The sequence below is a fragment of the Rathayibacter sp. AY1B5 genome (genome assembly GCF_002932795.1).
Lineage (GTDB): Bacteria > Actinomycetota > Actinomycetes > Actinomycetales > Microbacteriaceae > Rathayibacter.
Genome location: NZ_PSWM01000009.1, coordinates 87,673 through 106,592, shown reverse-complemented (window position 1 = coordinate 106,592; position 18,920 = coordinate 87,673). Strand labels below are relative to the sequence as shown.

Sequence of the window (18,920 nt, the reverse complement as noted above, 5' to 3'; positions counted from 1 at the left end):
CTCCGGGCGTCTGCCCGCGATCTCGGACCACCGTAGCGCCGCGATGCGATGCGTGGCCTGAGGGCGGGCTGATCGCGCGCTGTCCGAGCGCTGTCCGCACCGGCAGGCGCCGGGGCGCTGCGACCGCCAGGATGGTCGCATGCCCCACCTCCTCCGAGCCCGTGCCGCCCTCTTCGACATGGACGGGACGCTCGTCGACTCGACGGCCGTCGTCGAGACCATCTGGGGTGCCTTCGCCGAGCGCTTCGCTCTCGACCACGACGCGGTGCTCGGCGCCGTGCACGGAGTCCGCGCCGCCGACAGCGTCCGCCGCTTCGCTCCGGCCGGCAGCGACGTCGACGCGATCGTCGCGGAGCTCGACGCGTACGAGCTCGAGCACACCGAGGGCACCGTCGAGATCCCCGGTGCGACGGCGTTCCTCGCCTCGCTCCCCCGCGAGCGCGTCGCCCTGGTCACGTCCGCGAGCCCGGCACTGGCCGCCGCCCGTCTGGCCGCGGCGGGCGTCCCCTCCCCCGACACCGTCGTCACCGCGCACGACGTCGCGAACGGCAAGCCCGCTCCCGACTGCTACCTCGCCGCCGCGGCCCTGCTCGGCGTCTCCCCCGAGGACGCGCTGGTGTTCGAGGACGCCGAGGCCGGCATCCGGGCGGGTCTGGACGCCGGCATGCGCGTGATCGTCGTCGGGAGCCACGAGAGCGCGAGCACCCGGGGGCTGCCCCGGATCGCGCACTACTCCGACGCGCACGCCGCGCTCGAGGGCGACGAGCTCGTCGTCACCCTCGGCGGGCCTCAGTAGCGGATCGCGTCGATCACCTTCACCCGCACGGCGACGATCGCCGGCACGAGGCCGGCGAGCGCGCCGACGAGGGTGGCCGCCCCGAGCCCGAGCAGCGCCGCCTCGGCCGGGAACGGCGGGATGTCGGTGATCCCGTTGTCCTGCACGAAGGCCACGGTCCACGGGTTCGTGACGAGGATGACCGCGATCGTCACGCCGACGACTCCGGCGACCACGGTCGCCACGACGCTCTCCATCATGATCGAGAAGAAGATGCGGCCGGAGGAGGCGCCGAAGCTGCGCCGGATGCCGATCTCGCGGATCCGCTGCCGGACGGTGACCAGGGCGATGTTGAGCAGTCCGAGCGCGCCGAGCGCCAGCACCAGGCCCGCCACGCCGCCGATCACCCAGGTCAGCACGCCGAACGGGTCGGAGTCGTAGACCAGGTAGTCCTGCCGGTCGACCGACACCTCGACGTCGGGTCCCAGGGCACCGGCCACGTCGCGCTCCACCGCCGCGGCGAGGGGCTCGGCCACCTCGAGCGGCACCCACATCTCGTAGTTCGGCACGCCCTGCCCGCCGTACTGCGGATCGACGTCGCGGGCGACCGCCGGGTAGGCGTCCGCGAGCATCATCATCGACGGATCCGTCTCGAACTGCGAGGAGGGGGTCACGCCGACCACCACGCCCGTGACGTCGCGCTCGGAGCCGAGCAGGGTGACCACCGGGTGGGTGCGCAGATCCGGGCTCCCGATCCGCTCCCAGAAGCGCTCGTTGACGACGAGGGCGGGAGCGAGGCGCTGGGAGTCGCGGGCCGTGAACCAGGTGCCGTCCACGATCTTCAGCCGGTGCATCTCGGCGAAGGGCTGGTCGACCGCCTGCACCGCGACGTCGACGGCGCCGTCGGCGAACTGGACGCGCGCGCTGCCGTAGGTCGAGCGGCTCGCGTAGGTGATGGAGTAGCGCTCGAGCGCGCCGGTCCAGGCGGCCTGGAGGGCGTCGGCGTCGAGCTCGGCGCTGCCGGTGCCGGAGGCGTAGGCGGAGAGGAAGAGGCTCGCCGGCCGCCCGCTGGATCGCTCGGCCTGCTCGATGCTGGCCTGGCGGGCGATGCCGCCGGCGGCCACGACCGCGGTCAGGGCGGCGACGGCCACCGCGACGCCGATCAGCGAGAGCAGCACGCGGCCGCGGTGGATCCGCAGCTCGGTCCACGCCTCCACGATCGCCCCGGCGATCCCGACGAGCGCGCGCATCAGAGGACCACCGCCTCGGCGACGGTGCCCGCATCCGCGGTCGCGCCCAGGCGGCCGTGGTCGAGCCGGTAGTGGCGCTCGGCCCGCGCCGCGATGGCCGGGTCGTGGGTGATGGTGACCAGCGCCGAGCCGGACTCGCGCGCGATCTCGTCGAGCAGGCCCATCACGCTCTCGCCGGTGTCGGTGTCGAGGGCACCCGTCGGCTCGTCGGCGAGGATCAGTCGCGGTCGGCGCACCAGAGCGCGGGCGATCGCGATCCGCTGCTGCTCGCCGCCGGACATGCGCCCGGGCATCGAGTCCACGCGGTGCCCGAGGCCGACCCGCTCCAGCATCTCGGCCGCGAGGTCGCGGCGTCGCCAGAACTCCGACCCGGTCGCGTAGAGCAGCGGCGTCATCACGTTCTCGCGAGCGGTCCGCCCCTCGAGCAGGTTGAACTGCTGGAAGATGAAGCCGATGCTGCCGCCGCGGATGCGCGCGCGGGCCCGCGAGGACAGGGTCTCGGTGGGAGCGCCCTCGAGCAGCATCCGCCCCTCGGTGGGCTCGTCGATGAGCCCGAGGATGTTGAGCAGCGTCGACTTGCCGGACCCGCTGCGCCCCACGACCGAGACGTGGTCGCCCTCGCCCACCTCGAGATCGACGCCGTCCAGGATCGTCAGCGGCGGCGCGTCGGGCAGGGGCACGACCTTGCGGATCCCCTCGAGCCGGAGGATCGTCACGAGCAGAAGACCGAGCCGTCGGGCTGCGCGATGCAGTCGCCGCCCAGCTGGACGTCGGGAGCCGCCTCCTCCGCGCCCGGCACGAACTGCAGGAGCTCGGCGCCCTCCTCCACTCCGCCGGTGATCTCGACGGAGCTGCCGTCGGTGAGTCCCAGCGTCACCGGGACCTCCTCGGTGCTGCCGTCGTCCGCTCGGCGGAAGACGACGCCGGACTCCGCCGTGCCCTCGACCGCGGTGGTCGGCACGACGAGGACGTCCTCGGCCCTGCCTCCCGCGAGCGTCACCGAGGCGGCGAGCCCGGGGAACACGGTGACCTCCGTCGGCACCTGACAGGTGAAGCTCGTGCCGGAGCCGCCGGTCGAGGTCCCGCCGCCGCCGTCCGTCGCTCCGCCGGTCGTGCCGCCCTCGCCGGCTCCGGCGAGAGGGGTGCTGATGGTGAGGTCGGTGCAGGTGAAGCCCGCGGGCCCGCCGGTGATCGCGACCTGCGCCTCCGTCGGCCGGTTCTGGATGCGGTAGAGCTGCTGCGCGTCGATCGTGCCGGTGACGGCGTAGCTCGGCGGCGCGACCTGGCCGGTCACCTCGCCGACCGTGACGGCCTGGTCGTGGATGACGCCGAGCGCGCTGAGGGTGCCGCCGGTTGCGGCGTAGACCCGCTCGAAGCGCACGGAGGGCTCCTGATGGGTGAGGGTGACGGCGCCGTCCGGGCCGGTCGTCTCGACCGGGTCGCGCGGAGTCTCGACGCGGATGTCGTAGATCAGATCGCCCGACGCGACGGCCGCGCCCTGCTGCACGTAGACGTCGTCGACGGTTCCGGCCGCCGTCGCCTTCAGCGGCACGGCGGGGTCGGCGGCGACGGTGCCCTGGAGGGTGAGGTCGTTGGTGACCGTGCCGCGGGCGACCGCGACGGTCGGCTCGGTGATCTCACCGGTCGGCTGCGTCGGATCGGCCTCGGCCGCACCGTCCGGGAAGAACGCGATCTTCACGAGGGCGATGCTCGCTGCTCCGATGATGACCATCCACACGATCGGGAACACCCAACTCCGAACCGCACCCATCACGTCCCCCGACTCCGCTTCCAGGGCGCTCCGCCGTGGGGCGCCGGAGGCAGCCTATCCGGCGACGAGGTCGCGTCCCGGACCGTGGCGCGCCCGTCAGCCGGCGAGCGCCGAGACGATCGAGGCGACGCGGCGCACCCTCGTCTCGGCGGCCTTCGCGCCCTCGACCGACGTGACGTGGGCCTTCCGCGCGCTGGGCGAGAGCGCTGCGAAGCGCTCAGCAGCGCCCGCCTCGGCCAGCGCGGCCGCCAGGTCCTCCGGCACGACGACCTCGCGCGGCGCGGTGTCGAGCTCGATCACGACGTCGATCGCGTCGCCGCCGGCGAGCCGGGTCTCGCGGCGCTTCTCCGCCGAGAACGGGACGAGCGCGCGGCCTCCCATCGCTCCGACCGTGCTGGTGAAGCGGTAGCCGTTCACCGTCACCGCGACGGCCGGCCGCTTGCCGCCACCGAGGGCCTCGAGGACCTCGGGCGGCACCTCGATGCCGGTGTTGTTGCCGGTCTGGAAGAGCGTCGTGGTGAACTGCACGAGGCGATGATGGCACGGACTCTCGCGTGTCGCGCGGCTGATCGCCATACTGACGCCCATGGCCGTCGACTCGATCTTCGTGAACCTCCCCGTCACGGATCTGGAGCGCTCGAAGGCGTTCTACACGGCGCTCGGCTGGACCCTGAATCCTCTGTTCAGCAACGACGACGCCGCCTGCTTCGTCGCCTCCGAGCACGTCTACGCGATGCTCCTCCTGCACCCCTTCTTCTCGACCTTCACGGCGAAGGAGATCATCGACGCGCGCTCCCAGGTGCAGGGCCTCTTCGCGGTGAGCGTCGGCAGCCGGGAGGAGGTCGACGAGGTGCTCGAGAACGGGCTGGCCTCCGGTGGCGCCGAGCCGGTCCCGGTGCAGGACCTCGGCTTCATGTACGCGCGCGACCTCGAGGACCCGGACGGGCACGTCTGGGAGTTCCTGTACATGGATCCTGCTGCGGCCGAGGCCGGTCCGCCCCAGGAGTGAGGGTTCGGCGCGCTCAGCAGGAGCGGGTGTCGGGGTCTCCGAGCGAGGAGCGCACGGCGTCGACCGTCATCCTGCCCTCGGGGTCGAGCCGGGCGAGCATGCGCGACATGATGTCGGCCAGCTGCGGGATCTGCTCGGCGTCGAGCGGGTCGATGACGTCGGCCAGCACGGTCGCGACGTGGCCGGGCGCCGTGTCGACGATCTTCTGGAGGCCGGCGTCGGTGAGCACCGCGTTCGTCGCGCGGCCGTCGGAGGCGCAGGGGCGGCGCTCGAGGTAGCCGCGGGCGACGAGGCGGGTCACCACGTGCGAGAGCCGGGGCAGCGTCGCGTTGGTGCGGGCGGCGAGCGTGGTCATCCGGAGGGCGCGGTCGGGTGCCTCGGACAGCATCGCCAGCGTCAGGTACTCGAAGTGCGTGAGCCCGGCGTCGCGCTGCAGCTGCGTGTCGAGGGCGCCCGGCAGCAGTTCCACGACCGCGATGAAACGCAGCCAGGCGTCGAGCTGATCGGGCGTCAGCCAGCGTGTCTCGGGCGCACTCATCCCCCCACACTACCCACTACTTGCCGCGACAAGTAAGTCCCTCTCCCCCGCGCCACCCGGCGGCGACGTGCATCCGATCAGCGCCGCCGCCGCCGCAGCAGCAGCCATCTCCGAGGCGAACCGCCGATCCGCGTCCCAGCGGATCGCCGTAGCCGAACGCACCCCGCTCCGCAGAACGCACCCCGTCGCGAAGCCGACCGCGCCACGCCCGTCCACACCGCCCCCGCGAGCACCACCCTCAAGGCGAACCGCCGATCCGCGTCCCAGCGGATCGCCGTAGCCGTCCGCACCCCGCTCTGCAGAACGCACCCCGTCGCGAAGCCGACCGCGCCACGCCCGTCCACACCGCCCCCGCGAGCACCACCCGCGAGGCGAACCGCCGATCCGCGTCCCAGCGGATCGCCGTAGCCGAACGCACCCCGCTCCGCAGAACGCACCCCGTCGCGAAGCCGACCGCGCCACGCCGGGCAAGGACCGGCGTGGAACGGACTACAGCACGTCGTCGCTCAGATCGATCGGGTTGCCGAAGCGGTGGTTCGTGATCGAGATCGCCTGCTCGCGGAGGAAGGGCAGCAGTTCGACGCGGCCGGCGGGGGTGACCGGGTCTGCGTAGACGGCGGTGTCGAGGGCGCCTCCGAGGGCGTCGGCGAGAGCGGTCGCGAGGGGGACGCGGGATCCGTCAGCGCGGGTGAGCGGGACCGGCGTGCCCGTGCTGCCGCGGGTCATGCCGGCGACGACGTCGGTGAAGGAGCCGGTCGAGTCGGACGATCGGCGGACGACGGCCTGCTGTCCGTGCGACGGGCTGCCGGGGGCCTGCGGGCCCGCGTAGCCGTCGACGCGGTCGGAGACGATGTCGCCGATGATGCGGATGCGCGGGGCCGTGATGCGGCCGGCCGCGGCGCGCTCGAGCCATTGGGCGTCGGTCTCGACGACGATGCGCGGGACGAGCCCCGCCATCTCGGCGAGCTCGTCGCCGCCGAGCATCTCCTGGACCCGCGGGGGGAGCGGGACGGACGTGGAGATGTCCATCCGGGAGCGGGTCAGCAGGCCCGCGGCGATGACGCGGAGGAGCTCTCCGAGGTCGCCGCCGTCGGCCAGACGCAGCGCGATCGGCACGCGGAGGTAGCGGAACAGGTTGCGCTCGACGCCGACCTTCGAGATGTCGGTCACCACCCCGAACTCCGTCGCCCAGGCGAGCTGGTCGGAGAGGGCGGAGCGGCGGAGCAGGTCGAACTGCTCGAACCGGAGCGAGGACTGGGCCGCCTCGATGAACTGGCGCGCGCGGTCGTCGAGGCCGCGCAGGTGCAGCGTCGAGGAGGAGCGCGCGGGCGAGGGCTTCCAGGAGCCGAGGCCGATGAGGTGGTTCGGTCCGCCGGCCTTCGCGCCGCCGCCGACGGACGAGCGCTTCCAGCCGCCGAAGGGCTGGCGCCGGACGATGGCTCCGGTGATGCCCCGGTTGACGTAGAGGTTGCCCGCCTCGACCGAGTCGATCCAGAGGGCGAGCTCGTCGGCGTGCAGGGAGTGGAGCCCGGCCGTGAGCCCGTACTCGGTGCCGTTCTGCATCCGGACAGCGTCTTCGAGGGTCGCCGCGTGCATGATCCCGAGCACGGGGCCGAAGAACTCGGTGAGGTGGACGTAGCTGTCCTCGGTGACGCCCTCGCGGATCCCGGGCGACCACAGCGTGCCGCTCTCGTCGAGGCGCTGGGGCTCGACGAGCCACGACTCGCCCCCTCCCAGCGTGGTGAGCGCGTGCAGGAGCTTGCCGGTGGGCTCCTCGATGAGCGGCCCCATCACCGCCGACGGGTCGTCGGGCCGGCCGACGCGGAGTGACGTGACGGCGTCGACCAGCTGGGCGCGGAAGCGCTTGGAGCGGGCGACCGAGCCGACCAGGATCACCAGGGAGGCGGCGGAGCACTTCTGGCCGGCGTGCCCGAAGGCGCTGCGGACGATGTCGGCGACGGCGAGGTCGTAATCGGCGTGGGGGGTGACGATGATCGCGTTCTTGCCGCTGGTCTCGGCCTGCAGTGCGAGGCCGGGCCGCCAGGAGCGGAAGAGGCGGGCGGTCTCGTAGGAGCCGGTGAGCAGCACGCGGTCCACGAGGGGGTCGGTGATCAGCGCCCGTCCCAGCTCCTCCTCGTCGAGGTCGACCAGGGCGAGGAGCTCCTGCGGGACGCCCGCGTCCCAGAGCGCCTCGACGAGCACGGCCGCCGAGCGGCGCGCCTGGGGAGCCGGCTTCACCACGACTCCGGAGCCGGCGGCGAGCGCCGCGAGGATCGATCCGGCCGGGATGGCGACCGGGAAGTTCCACGGCGGAGCGACGACGGTGACCCGCGCGGGGACGAAGGTGGCCCCGGTGACGGCGTCGAGCTCGCGGGCGCGGGTGGCGTAGTAGTGGGCGAAGTCGATGGCCTCGGAGACCTCGGGGTCGGCCTCGGCGATCGTCTTGCCGGTTTCGGAGGCCATCACCTCGATCAGGCGGTCGCGGTTCGCGGCGAGCACGAGGCCGGCGCGGTCGAGCACGGCGGCGCGGTCGTAGCCCAGGCGCTCGCCCCAGCGCTCGGCGCGGCGGGACACCGCGCGCAGCACCTCCTGGAGCTCCGCCTCGGTGCTCACGCGCGCGGCGTCGGCCGTGCCCGCTCCGATGGTCGAGCCGGCGATGCGCTCGGTGATCAGGCGCGCCCAGCGGCGGTTGCCGGGGAGGGCGGGATCGGTGTCGGGCTCGTTGTGGAAGCCCGCGGTCGCGGCGGCGGCGCCGGAGCCGCGGCTGAGGCCGAGGACGGCCTGCGTCAGGCCCGCGGCGGCCGGGTCCTGCGCCCGCTCGCCGGCGCGGGCGTGCTCCTGCACGAGGCGGCGGCCGGAGCCGGAGGACCACTCCCGCAGGCGGTCCTGCGTGCGGTTCGGCGGCGGGACGGAGTCGTCGAGGGGCTCGAGCGAGGCGCGGAAGCGTCCCAGCTCGCGCTGCAGCACCTCCTCGTCGTCGAGGCGGAACGCGGCCGAGAGGAAGTTCTCGGGGCTCCTGTTCTCCTCGAGCCGACGGATGAGGTACGAGATCGCCACGTCGAACTCGTGCGGGTGCACGACGGGCGTGTAGAGGAGGAGGCGTCCGACGTCCTCGCGGACGGCGCGCGCCTGCCCGGTCGCCATCCCGAGCAGCATCTCGATCTCGACCGCGCCGGTCACCCCGCGCTCGGTCGCCGTGAGCCACGCCCAGGCGAGGTCGAAGAGGTTGTGCCCGGCGACGCCCACGCGCACCGCGTCGACGCGCTCCGGCCGCAGCGCCCGGTCGAGCAGGCGCTTGTAGTTCGTGTCGGCCTCCGCCTTGCTGCCGACGGTCGCCAGCGGCCAGTCGTGCAGGGCCGCGTCGACCCGCTCCATCGCGAGGTTGGCGCCCTTCACGACGCGCACCTTGATCGGCGCTCCGCCGCGAGCCCGGCGCTCCTGCGCCCACTCGGTCAGCTCGTCGAGCACGCGGACGGAGTCGGGCAGGTACGCCTGCAGGACGATGCCCGCCTCGAGGTCGAGCATGCCCGGCTGCTCGAGGAGGCGCCGGAACACGGCGACCGTCAGGTCCAGGTCGCGGTACTCCTCCATGTCGAGGTTGATGAAGGTGGGGTCGGCGCCGGACGCGGCCGCCTGGTAGAGCGGGGTGAGACGCTCCACGACGCGGTCGACCTCCTCGTCGAAGGCCCACATCGACAGCTGGCTGACGACGCTCGAGACCTTGACGCTGACGTAGTCGACGTCCGGCCGCTCGAGGAGGCGGAGGGTCCCCTCGAGGCGCCGCCGGGCCTCGCGCTCGCCGAGCACGGCCTCGCCGAGGAGATTGAGGTTGAGCCGGTCGCCGCCCTCGCGCAGCGCGGCGACGGCCGCGCCGAGACGGGCCTCCGAGGCGTCGACCACGAGGTGCCCGACGAGGCGGCGGAGGACCCGGCGGGCCGCGGGCACGACCACCCAGGGCAGCACGGGGCCGACGGCGCCGCCGGTGCTGATCGCGGCGCGCAGGTAGGAGGGGAGGAAGGCGGGCGTCTTCGCGGTGAGCGCCGCGAGGTTCTCGGCCGCGACCGAGAGGTCCTCGGGCCGGGCGACGCCGTCGACGAACCCGACGGTGAAATCGAGGCCGTTCGGATCCTGGAGCACGCCCGCGAGCCGCTGGGCGGCGGGCTCGACCGGGAACTCGCCGCTGCGCGCGATCCAGCGGCGGACCAGGGACTCGACGCGCTCGATCATCGGGCGGTCGTCGACCTCGGGCTCGGCGGCGGCGGATGCCGCGAGCTCCGGCTCCGACGCGGCGTCGGGCTCGCGCACGGCCTCGTCCTCAGCGTCGGCCTCGTCCTCAGCGTCGGGCTCGTCCTCAGCGTCGGGCTCCTGCGCGGCCTGAGACACGTCCTCGTCCTCGTCCACGTCCACGGACGCGGACTCCGGCGCCGGCTCGACCTCGGCCCCGCTCCCGGAGCCATCGGCCTCGACCTCGTCGTCCGGCTCCGCGCCGCCCTCCGCCGCGTCTCCCGGCGTCCGACCCTCGACGGTCGCGTCGACCCCGCTCCGCACGGCCGCGTCGTCGGGCTCTCGCTCCGGGTCGCTGCCGGGCACACCTGGGGTCGTCGACTGCTGCATCCTCCGAGGCTAAGCCCGACCCGCCGCCCGGACGCGGCGTGACGCGGTGGTCGCGCCGACTCGCCGGCGAGCCGCCCCTGTGGAGGAGGGGATCAGTGCCGGCGATGGTCCTGGATGGTCATCCGCGGGCCGTGCCGCGGCTTCTTCGCTCCGCTGCAGCCGATCAGCCGGATGACCCGCTGCCGGTGCCCGCGCCACGGCTCGAGGAGCTCGAGCATCCCGTCGTCGTCGACCCCGAGCCGGCCCGTGAGAGCGAAGCCGACGGCCGCGGCGAGGTGGTAGTCGCCCACGCTGACCGCGTCCGGATCGCCGTGGGCGCGCATCATCACCTCGGAGGCCGTCCACGGCCCGATCCCCGGCACCGACTGCAGCCGGCGGGCGACCTCGGCGCCGCCCCGCCCGAGCGCGAGGGTCCGCTCGAGGCCGGAGGCGACGAGCGCGGCGGTGAGGACGGTCCGCGAGCGCCGCGGATCCACTCCCGCGCGGTGCCAGTCCCACGACGGCACGCGCCGCCACTGCTCCGCGCTCGGTGCCACGTGCAGGGCGGCCGGCCCCGGGGCGGGCTCCCCGTGGAGGCGCACCAGCACCCGGTAGGCGCGCCACGCCTCCGTGCTGGTGACCTTCTGCTCGAGGACCGACGGCGCGAGCATCTCGAACACCAGGTTCGCGCGCGTGAGGCGCAGGCCCGACGAGCGGCGGAGCACCTCGGCGAGCGGAGCGTGGGCAGTCAGGTCGAGCCCGCTCCAGTCGTCGCCGTGGCCGAGGAGCTCGGGGACCGCGTCGATCAGCCACTCCGCTCCCCCGCCCCAGGCGCGCGCGTGCACCGCGCCGTCCGCCGCCTGCCGCAGGTGCAGGGTGCCCGGGCCGAGCGGGGTGCGGAACGCCCGCCAGAAGCCGGACGCGTCGAGGAGCATGGTCGGGTCGCCCGAGCCGCGCAGCAGCGTGCGGAGGGTGAGCGCGAGGCTCACCGGCTCCGACGGCGCGTAGACCGTCGCCCAGGAGGGCTCGGGAGCGGGGGCGGGGATCGACACGCAGCGATGCTAACCGGCGGCTCCGACACCGGAGCGGACCCTTCCCCGCAGAACCCCCATCCACGACGTGTTCGGAGCGACACGCCCGGCGGATTGGTCCAGACCGCGTGAACACATGCGCGGATCCGATCCTCCGTTTCCACTGGTCAGCAGGTCGCTCCCGGGCGTAGCTTCGCGCTGTCGCGGCGGCGCTCCAGCCGCCCGGCACCCGCCAATCACTGGAGATGCGCACATGTTCGACACGACCTTCATCCGCAACGCGATCGTCAAGAGCTCTGAGACCGCTCTCGACCGTCGCCGCTTCTTCGAGGCCACCGGCGTCGCCGGCCTCGGCATCGGAGCCGCGGCCCTCGCCGCGCCCACCGCCTCCGCCGAGGAGGTCGCTGCCAGCGGCCCCAGCGACGCCTCGATCCTCAACTTCGCCCTCAACCTCGAGTACCTCGAGGCCGAGTTCTACCTCCGCGCCGTCTACGGCACCGGCCTCGGCGGCTCGGACGTGACCGGCAAGGGCACGCCCGGCGGCGTCATCGGCGGCCGCCCCGTCGACTTCAAGACCCCGTGGCTCAAGAGCTTCGCCACCGAGGTCGCGAACGACGAGAAGGCCCACGTGCAGTTCCTGCGGGCCGCGCTGGGCACCGCGAAGGTGGCCCGCCCGGCGATCAACCTCAAGGACAGCTTCAACTCCGCCGCTGTCGCGGCGGGGCTGATCAAGGCCGGTCAGTCGTTCGACCCGTTCGCGAGCGAGTCGAACTTCCTGCTCGGCGCCTTCGTCTTCGAGGACGTGGGAGTGACCGCCTACAAGGGCGCCGCCCCCCTCATCCAGTCGAAGACCTACCTCGACGCGGCCGCCGGCATCCTCGCGGTGGAGGCGTACCACGCGGGCGCGATCCGCTCGGCGATCTACGCCGCCGACCTGTCCGACTCGGCGAACAAGCTCTCCGACGCTCGCGACAGCCTCGACGGCAAGACCGACCTCGACCAGGGCGTCAAGGTCAACGGCCAGGCGAACATCGTCCCGACCGACGGCAGCTCGATCGCGTTCAGCCGCACCCCGGGCCAGGTCCTCAACATCGTGTACCTGAACCCCGCGGCCGGAACGCGCACCGGCGGATTCTTCCCCCGCGGCGTCAACGGCGAGCTCGTCACGACCTAGTCCCACCAGCACCGAGCACGACGACGGGCCCTTCCTCGAGGCGGCGAGGAGGGGCCCGTCGACGTCTGCGTGCACATCCGCTCACCGGGTCCTCTAACCTGAGCGGGTGAAGATCGGGATCCTGACCTCCGGCGGCGACTGCCCCGGCCTCAACGCCGTCATCCGCGGTGCCGTCTACAAGGGCATCAAGGTCTACGACCAGGAGTTCGTGGGCTTCCGGAACGGCTGGCGGGGAGTGGTCGACGGCGACCTCCTGCCGCTGGGCCGCCCCGAGATCCAGGGCATCGCCAAGCAGGGCGGCACGATCATCGGCACCAGCCGGACGAACCCCTTCGAGGGCGAGAACGGCGGACCCGAGAAGATCGCCGAGATGATGGACCGCAACGGCATCGACTCGATCATCGCGATCGGCGGCGAGGGCACCCTGGCAGCGGCCAAGCGCCTCACGGACGCGGGCCTCAAGATCGTCGGCGTCCCGAAGACCATCGACAACGACCTCGGCGCCACCGACTACACCTTCGGCTTCGACACCGCCGTCGGCATCGCGACCGACGCGATGGACCGCCTCCGCACCACCGGCGACTCGCACGGCCGCTGCATGGTCGCCGAGGTCATGGGCCGCCACGTCGGCTGGATCGCCCTGCACTCCGGCATGGCCGCGGGCGCCCACGTGATCCTCATCCCGGAGAAGCGCACCTCCCTCGACCAGATCGTCGAGTGGGTGCAGAGCGCGCAGGACCGCGGGCGCGCACCGCTCGTCGTGGTCGCCGAGGGCTTCTCGCTCGACACGATGGACGACGCCCACTCCGAGCGCGGCCTCGACGCCTTCGGCCGGCCCCGCCTCGGCGGCATCGGCGAGCTGCTGGCCCCGCTCATCGAGGAGCGCACCGGGATCGAGACCCGCGCCACGACGCTCGGCCACATCCAGCGCGGAGGAACGCCCACCGCGTTCGACCGCGTCCTCGCGACCCGCCTGGGCATGGCCGCCATCGACTCCGTCGTCGCCGAGCACTGGGGCCGCATGGTCGCCCTGCGCGGCACCGACATCTACCACGTGGGCTTCGCCGAGGCGCTCGGCACCCTCAAGACGGTGCCCGACGCCCGCTACGAGGAGGCGCGCACCCTCTTCGGGTAGCCGCCCGGGCGGGGGCTGTCCGTGGTCTGTCCGATCTGCAGGCACCTGCGCGATCTGCAGGCACCTGCGCGATCTGCAGGCACCTGCGCGATCTGCAGGCACCTGCGCGATCTGCAGGCACCTGCGCGATCTGCAGGACTCCGGCCGGTGAGAGCGTTCTCCTCCGCGTGACTCGTCGGTCGGATGCAGGATCTCCTGCAGATCGCACCTGCACACCGCACCCAGGCCTGCACACCGCACCCAGGCCTGCACACCGCACCCAGGCCTGCAGACCGCACCTGCACACCGCACCCAGGCCTGCACACCGCACCCGGGCCTGCAGATCGCACCTGCACACCGCACCCGGGCCTGCAGATCGCACCTGCACACCGCACCCAGACCTGCAGATTGCTCCTGCACATCGCACCGGAGCCTGCAGATCGAACCGGAGCCTGCACACCGCACCGACCAGCGCGCCGGACCCGCAGCCCGCGTTCCGGCGCGCGGCCGTCAGCCCTTCGCGCCGTCCGGGGTCGCTGTGGCGACGATCTGCGCCCGCGCGAGAGTGTGGAAGTGGGCGTTGAAGCCGAGGATCGCCGACGTCGACTCCGGGTCGAGGTCGAGCGAGTCGACATCGAGGGCGTGCACCACGAAGAAGTAGCGGTGCTCGCGGTCCGGCGGCGCCGCTCCGACGAACTGGCGCAGCCGCATCTCGTTGGGCAGCGTCTGCGCGCCCGCCGGGAGCAGCTCGAAGCCGGCGGCTCCGGCTCCCGTGGGCAGCTCGGTGGTGTCGGCCGGGAGGTTGTAGACGGCCCAGTGCCAGAAGCCGGAGCCGGTGGGCGCGTCGGGGTCGAACACCGTCACGGCGAAGCTCTTCGTCTCGGCGGGGGCTCCCGACCAGCGCAGGTGCGGCGAGACGTCCTCGCCGCCGGAGCCCTCGCCGTAGTGGCGGGCGGACAGGGGCGCACCGTCGGCGATGTCGTCGCTCTCGAGCGCGAAGGTCGGCACCTCGCCGAGGCGGGCGTAGGGGTCGTAGGTCCAGTCGGACATCCGGTTCTCCGTTCGGGAAGGGCGGGCGGTGGCCCGCGCCCTCAGCCTAGGAACCCGGCGCCGCACGCCGAAGGGCTTGCGGACGGGGTCAGGACCCGAGATAGCGCCCGGGCCGGTGGTTGAACGCCAGGACCAGGTTGAGCACCACCACTCCCGCCGCCGAGATCAGCACGTTCAGCGGAGGCACCACCAGCAGCGCGGCCGCGACCACGCACGCGTCGAGCGCCATCATCACGTAGCCCGCCCGCCAGCCGAGCCGCTCCTGCGCGATCAGGGCGACGATGCTGAATCCGCCCAGGCTCGACCCGTGCCGGAAGAGGATGAGGAGGCCGATCCCCGCGAGCACGTCGCCCGTGAGGACCCCGTAGACGGGCTCGATCCGCAGCTCGCCGAACGCCAGCGGGTGCAGCCCCGCCAGGACCGAGACCAGCACGATCGAGAACATGGTCCGCAGCGTGAACCGCCAGCCCTTCTTCCACAGCGAGAGGGCGAGGAACGGCACGTTGACCGTGACGAGGATCACGCCGAACGGGATGTCGAGCGGATACCCCAGCAGCAGCGCGAGACCCGCGGTGCCGCCCGTGACCGCCTGGCTCGCGCGCAGCAGGTAGAGGCCGAGCGACACGACGAACGCGCCGGTGACGAGGCCGAAGACGTCCTCGAGGCGGGAGTGCGGCACGGGGGCGGAGGCGTCGGGCACCCGACGATGCTGCCACACGCCGCGCCCGGATCCGGACGTCCTCGTAGGATGTGCCGGTGCTGCCGAAGATCCTGCTGTTCTACCGCTTCGTGCCGCTGGCCGACCCCGAATCCGTGCGGCTGTGGCAGCGCGAGCTGTGCGGGTCGCTGGGCCTGCGAGGGCGCCTGCTGATCTCGGAGCACGGGGTGAACGGCACTCTGGGCGGCGGGATGGACGCCCTGAAGCGCTACGTCCGCCGCACCCGCGAGCACTCCGCCTTCCGAGGCCTCGAGGTGAAGTGGAGCGACGGCTCCGGCCTCGACGACGACGGCCGCAGCCTCGACTTCCCCGGGCTCTCGGTGAAGGTGCGCGACGAGATCGTCTCGTTCGGTGCGCCCGACGAGCTGCGGGTGGACGCCGACGGGGTCGTCGGGACGGCGCCGCGCCTCGACCCGGACCAGCTGGACGCTCTGGTGGCCGAGCGCGACGACGTGGTGCTGTTCGACGGCCGCAACGCTTTCGAGGCCGAGATCGGCCGGTTCGACGGGGCGATCGTGCCCGGAGTCAGCAGCACCCGCGAATTCGTCGAGCAGCTCGACGCCGGCGTCTACGACCACCTCAAGGGCCGGCCCGTCGTCACCTACTGCACCGGCGGCATCCGCTGCGAGGTGCTGTCGAGCCTGATGACGGCGCGCGGCTTCGGCGAGGTGTACCAGCTCGACGGAGGCGTCGTCCGCTACGCCGAGGCGCGGCGCGACCGCGGGCTGTGGAAGGGCGCGCTGTACGTCTTCGACGGCCGCGGCTCCGTGTCCTTCTCCCCCGACGCCGAGGTGCTCGGCCGCTGCACCTCGTGCGCCGCTCCGACCAGCCGGATGCGCAACTGCACCGACCTCTCCTGCCGAGCCCAGCTCGTGGTGTGCACGGACTGCGATGCGGCGGCCTGCGCCGCGCACGCGGGCCCTACGCTCGTGCCATGAGCATCGAAGCGCGCGGGCGCACCCTCGTCGACCTCCACACCGCCCCCGAGCTGCTGCAGGTGGTGAACGTCTGGGACGTGATCAGCGCGACCACGATCGCCGCGCTCCCGGAGACCCGGGCGCTCGCGACCGCCAGCCACTCCATCGCGGCGGCGTTCGGCTACGAGGACGGCGAGCGGATCCCGCTGGAGCTGCACCTGGGCATGATCGAGCGCATCGTCGCCGCCGTCGAGGTCCCGGTCTCGGCGGACCTCGAGGCGGGCTACGGAGACGCGGGCGAGACCGTCCGGCGCGCGATCGAGGTCGGCGTCGTGGGCGCGAACCTCGAGGACCAGGCGAAGCCGCTCCCGGAGGCGCTGCGGGCGGTCGAGAAGGCCGTCGCCGCGGCCGAGGAGGAGGCGGTGCCCTTCGCGCTCAACGCCCGCACGGACGTGTTCCTCCGCGCCGGCGACCGCGACCGCCGCGAGGTCCTGGCCGACGCGATCGAGCGCGGCCGCGCCTACCTCGACGCCGGCGCCGCCTGCTTCTTCGTCCCCGGGCTGCTGCAGGACGCCGAGCTGGAGTCCCTCGTCGCCGCCCTCGGGCGGCAGCGCGTCAGCGTCATCGGCGTCCCCGGATCGCAGTCCCCCGCCCGCTTCGAGGAGCTCGGGCTGGCCCGCGTCTCCTACGGCCCGTGGACGCAGCGCGTCGCCCTGACGGCGCTCCAGGACGCGGCCTCCGCCCTCTACTCCGGCGGATCCCTCCCCGAGGGCACCCGGCCCCTGAACTGACCGCCCGGCCGCGGGCCCGCGGGCGTAGCGTGGGCCCATGTACCGAGCCATCGTCGTCGAGCGGCACTCCGACTCCGACACCGACACCCCCGACCGAGCCCGCCTCCTCGAGCGCGACGACCCCGACCGCTCGCACGGCGACGTGTCGATCGCCGTCGAGTACTCGAGCGTCAACTACAAGGACGCCCTGGCGCTGGCGGGGAGACCCGGCATCGTGCGCCGCACCCCGCTCGTCGCCGGCATCGACCTGGTCGGCACCGTGGAGTACGCGGACGGCGAGGCGGGCGAGCGCTTCGACTCCGGCGACCGCGTCGTGCTGAACGGCGCCGGCCTCGGCGAGCGCCACGACGGAGGGCTCGCCGAGCGCGCCCGGGTCGACTCCGCGTCGCTGCTGCGGCTGCCCGGGGCGATCTCGTCGGCGCGCGCGGGAGCGATCGGCACCGCGGGCTTCACGGCGATGCTGGCGGTGCTGGCCCTCGAACGGCACGGCGTGCGGCCGGGCAGCGGTCCGGTCCTGGTGACGGGAGCCTCGGGAGGCGTGGGGTCGCTGGCCGTCGCGCTCCTGGCGCGCCTGGGCCACGAGGTCGTCGCCTCGACCGGCCGGCTCGGCGAGCACGGCGCTCTGCTCCAGCGCCTCGGCGCCTCCGACGTCATCGACCGCGCCGAGCTGAAGGAGGGCGGGAAGCCGCTGCAGTCCGAGCGCTGGGCGGGAGCGGTGGACTCCGCGGGCTCGCACACGCTCGCGAACGCTCTCGCGCAGACGCGGTGGGGCGGCACCGTGGCGGCGTGCGGTCTCGCGCAGGGGCCGGACCTGCCGGTGAGCGTGATGCCGTTCATCCTGCGCGGAGTGACGCTGGCCGGGATCAACTCGGTGGAGGCGCCGCGCAAGCTCCGCGAGGAGGCCTGGCGCCGCCTCGCCCACGACCTCGACCTGGAGCTGCTCGACGAGCTGACGACGACGGTGCCGCTCGGCGGGGCGATCGACGCGGCCGAGGACGTGCTCGCCGGCCGCTCGCACGGTCGGACTCTGGTGGACGTCCGCGCCTGACGGCTCGGCCTCGGAGGCGAGCGCCTCCCCGACACGAGCGCGGAGGCGGAGACGCCTCCGCGGCGCTGCAGCGCAGCAGCGGGCTGTGCGGCAGCGGGCTGAGCGGCAGAGGGCTGTGCGGCGGCGGCCCGTGGGGCGGTGCGCTACTCCGCGGCCTCGGTGGCGCCGCTCGGCTCGGCCGACGCGTGTCCGACGGAGGAGTCGGGGCGCGCGGCGCGCGGCTTCGCCGACGTCCTGGGCCTCGGCGCTGGCTTCGCGGCCGCAGCAGGCTTCGCGGGGGTCGGCTCGACGGGCTTCGACCCGGTCGGCGTCGACCCGGCGGGCTCCGATTCCGCGGTCGTCGATCCGGCGGACTCCGCCGGGACCGCGGAGCCGGTCGGCACGGAGGCTGCGGCCTCCGCGGGCGCGGATCCCCGGGACTCGGCCGTCGTCGTCGCCACCGTCCGAGCACTCGTCTTCGGGGCGGCCTTCGGCGTAGCCCGCGAGTTCTTCGGAGCGGCCCCCGCTGCTGACTCCGTCGGCGCCGCGACGTCCTCCACGGCGGCGGCCGCCTCCGGAGCCGCGACCGGCGCACTCGCCGCGCTCCCGCCGCTCGCCGCCTCCCGGCCCTCGACCACCGTCGCCGGACCCGCCGCCTCCGCGGCCACGGCCGCGGCCTCCGCCGCCTTCGCCTTCTTCTTCGCGCGCTTCTCCGCCGCCGCCGCCTGGGCCCGCTCCGCCTGCTCCGCGACCTCGGGGACGATCACGAGGTCGTCGGTCTCGATCACGGGGATCGCCGCGGTCGTCGTCCCCAGCTGGAGGGCCGCGATCAGCTCGGGCGCGTGCTTGGTGCTCACGATCAGGCGGGAGTAGTCCTCGTCGACCAGGTCGATCACGACGGCCGAGGCGGTGCGCTTGATCAGCAGGAAGTCCTTGCCGCCGTGGAACTTCCACGTCCCGGCCGCGAGCGTGAGCGGGACCGCGGTACCGGGCGCGCGGATGCCCCGCACCCAGATCCAGGGGTCCTCGGTGACCGTCGCCGAGCGGATGCTCGACCGGTCGACGACGACGTCGCTGCGGTGGAACGCGAGCAGTCGCTCGGCCGCGGTGAGGCGGAGTTCGAGGCGGTCGGGGAGCACGGTCACGACGGGCATGCCCCTAG

General features: G+C 73.6%; 17 protein-coding genes. 7 read left to right on the top strand and 10 right to left on the bottom strand.

Features of this window, described 5'->3' with window-relative positions; all coding sequences use genetic code 11:
* Nucleotides 1-139: 139 nt before the first annotated feature.
* Entirely contained in the window at nt 140-796 is a 657-nt protein-coding gene (locus C5D44_RS08195; protein WP_104276212.1) for an HAD-IA family hydrolase, read from the top strand.
* Here C5D44_RS08195 and C5D44_RS08190 read toward each other — a convergent pair.
* The 4 genes from C5D44_RS08190 to C5D44_RS08175 all read right to left on the bottom strand — a co-directional run bounded on the left by C5D44_RS08190 (nt 790) and on the right by C5D44_RS08175 (nt 4,324).
* Complete coding sequence (locus tag C5D44_RS08190; RefSeq protein ID WP_104281359.1) at nt 790-2,025, bottom strand: ABC transporter permease; 1,236 nt, start codon at nt 2,023-2,025, stop codon at nt 790-792. The two genes, C5D44_RS08195 and C5D44_RS08190, sit on opposite strands and share 7 nt — an antisense overlap.
* Nucleotides 2,025-2,741 carry an ABC transporter ATP-binding protein gene (locus tag C5D44_RS08185; protein ID WP_104276214.1) on the bottom strand — a complete coding sequence of 239 codons (717 nt, stop codon included), beginning with the start codon at nt 2,739-2,741 and terminating at the stop codon, nt 2,025-2,027. The genes C5D44_RS08190 and C5D44_RS08185 overlap by 1 nt, the downstream gene beginning before the upstream one ends.
* On the bottom strand, nt 2,738-3,775 hold the full coding sequence (locus tag C5D44_RS08180) for an efflux RND transporter periplasmic adaptor subunit (protein WP_104281358.1): 1,038 nt from the start codon (nt 3,773-3,775) through the stop codon (nt 2,738-2,740). Before C5D44_RS08180 ends, C5D44_RS08185 begins: the two co-directional genes overlap by 4 nt.
* Before the next feature lie 117 nt (nt 3,776-3,892).
* A complete protein-coding gene (locus tag C5D44_RS08175; RefSeq protein WP_104281357.1) occupies nt 3,893-4,324 on the bottom strand; it encodes a YdeI/OmpD-associated family protein in 432 nt (143 codons plus the stop codon).
* Nucleotides 4,325-4,382: 58 nt separating this feature from the next.
* On the opposite strand from C5D44_RS08175, the gene C5D44_RS08170 reads away from it, so the two are divergent.
* Complete coding sequence (locus C5D44_RS08170) at nt 4,383-4,805, top strand: VOC family protein (protein WP_104276217.1); 423 nt, start codon at nt 4,383-4,385, stop codon at nt 4,803-4,805.
* A gap of 13 nt (nt 4,806-4,818) precedes the next feature.
* On the opposite strand, the gene C5D44_RS08165 is transcribed toward C5D44_RS08170, so the two are convergent.
* The 3 genes from C5D44_RS08165 to C5D44_RS08155 all read right to left on the bottom strand — a co-directional run bounded on the left by C5D44_RS08165 (nt 4,819) and on the right by C5D44_RS08155 (nt 10,988).
* Entirely contained in the window at nt 4,819-5,343 is a 525-nt protein-coding gene (locus tag C5D44_RS08165; protein ID WP_104233099.1) for a MarR family winged helix-turn-helix transcriptional regulator, read from the bottom strand.
* Nucleotides 5,344-5,832: 489 nt separating this feature from the next.
* On the bottom strand, nt 5,833-9,570 hold the full coding sequence (locus C5D44_RS08160) for a proline dehydrogenase family protein (RefSeq protein ID WP_104281372.1): 3,738 nt from the start codon (nt 9,568-9,570) through the stop codon (nt 5,833-5,835).
* 479 nt (nt 9,571-10,049) lie between these two features.
* Nucleotides 10,050-10,988 (bottom strand): DNA-3-methyladenine glycosylase, encoded by a 939-nt coding sequence (locus C5D44_RS08155; protein ID WP_258067915.1) that lies wholly within the window; start codon nt 10,986-10,988, stop codon nt 10,050-10,052.
* Between the two features lie 232 nt (nt 10,989-11,220).
* Between C5D44_RS08155 and C5D44_RS08150 the strand changes: the two genes are divergently transcribed.
* A complete protein-coding gene (locus tag C5D44_RS08150) occupies nt 11,221-12,141 on the top strand; it encodes a ferritin-like domain-containing protein (protein ID WP_104222865.1) in 921 nt (306 codons plus the stop codon).
* A 106-nt stretch (nt 12,142-12,247) separates the two neighbouring features.
* The gene (locus C5D44_RS08145; protein WP_104276218.1) at nt 12,248-13,276 is read left to right on the top strand and encodes a 6-phosphofructokinase; all 1,029 of its coding nucleotides are present in this window, start codon (nt 12,248-12,250) and stop codon (nt 13,274-13,276) included.
* 489 nt (nt 13,277-13,765) lie between these two features.
* Here C5D44_RS08145 and C5D44_RS08140 read toward each other — a convergent pair whose 3' ends face one another.
* Nucleotides 13,766-14,305, bottom strand: coding sequence for a YbhB/YbcL family Raf kinase inhibitor-like protein (locus C5D44_RS08140; RefSeq protein ID WP_104281356.1), 540 nt, complete (start codon nt 14,303-14,305; stop codon nt 13,766-13,768).
* Between the two features lie 88 nt (nt 14,306-14,393).
* Entirely contained in the window at nt 14,394-15,005 is a 612-nt protein-coding gene (locus tag C5D44_RS08135; protein WP_244230588.1) for a YitT family protein, read from the bottom strand.
* A gap of 56 nt (nt 15,006-15,061) precedes the next feature.
* On the opposite strand from C5D44_RS08135, the gene C5D44_RS08130 reads away from it, so the two are divergent.
* From C5D44_RS08130 to C5D44_RS08120, 3 genes are read left to right on the top strand one after another with little or no spacing between them, the layout of a single operon-like run.
* Nucleotides 15,062-15,961 (top strand): rhodanese-related sulfurtransferase, encoded by a 900-nt coding sequence (locus C5D44_RS08130; RefSeq protein ID WP_104276220.1) that lies wholly within the window; start codon nt 15,062-15,064, stop codon nt 15,959-15,961.
* Nucleotides 15,958-16,731 (top strand): isocitrate lyase/phosphoenolpyruvate mutase family protein, encoded by a 774-nt coding sequence (locus C5D44_RS08125; protein ID WP_104276221.1) that lies wholly within the window; start codon nt 15,958-15,960, stop codon nt 16,729-16,731. Before C5D44_RS08130 ends, C5D44_RS08125 begins: the two co-directional genes overlap by 4 nt.
* Nucleotides 16,732-16,768: 37 nt before the next feature.
* Nucleotides 16,769-17,779, top strand: coding sequence for an MDR family oxidoreductase (locus C5D44_RS08120; RefSeq protein ID WP_104281355.1), 1,011 nt, complete (start codon nt 16,769-16,771; stop codon nt 17,777-17,779).
* A gap of 143 nt (nt 17,780-17,922) precedes the next feature.
* Here the strand turns inward: C5D44_RS08120 and C5D44_RS18470 are convergent, their stop codons facing one another.
* The gene (locus tag C5D44_RS18470; protein ID WP_258067914.1) at nt 17,923-18,912 is read right to left on the bottom strand and encodes a hypothetical protein; all 990 of its coding nucleotides are present in this window, start codon (nt 18,910-18,912) and stop codon (nt 17,923-17,925) included.
* Nucleotides 18,913-18,920 lie beyond the last annotated feature (8 nt).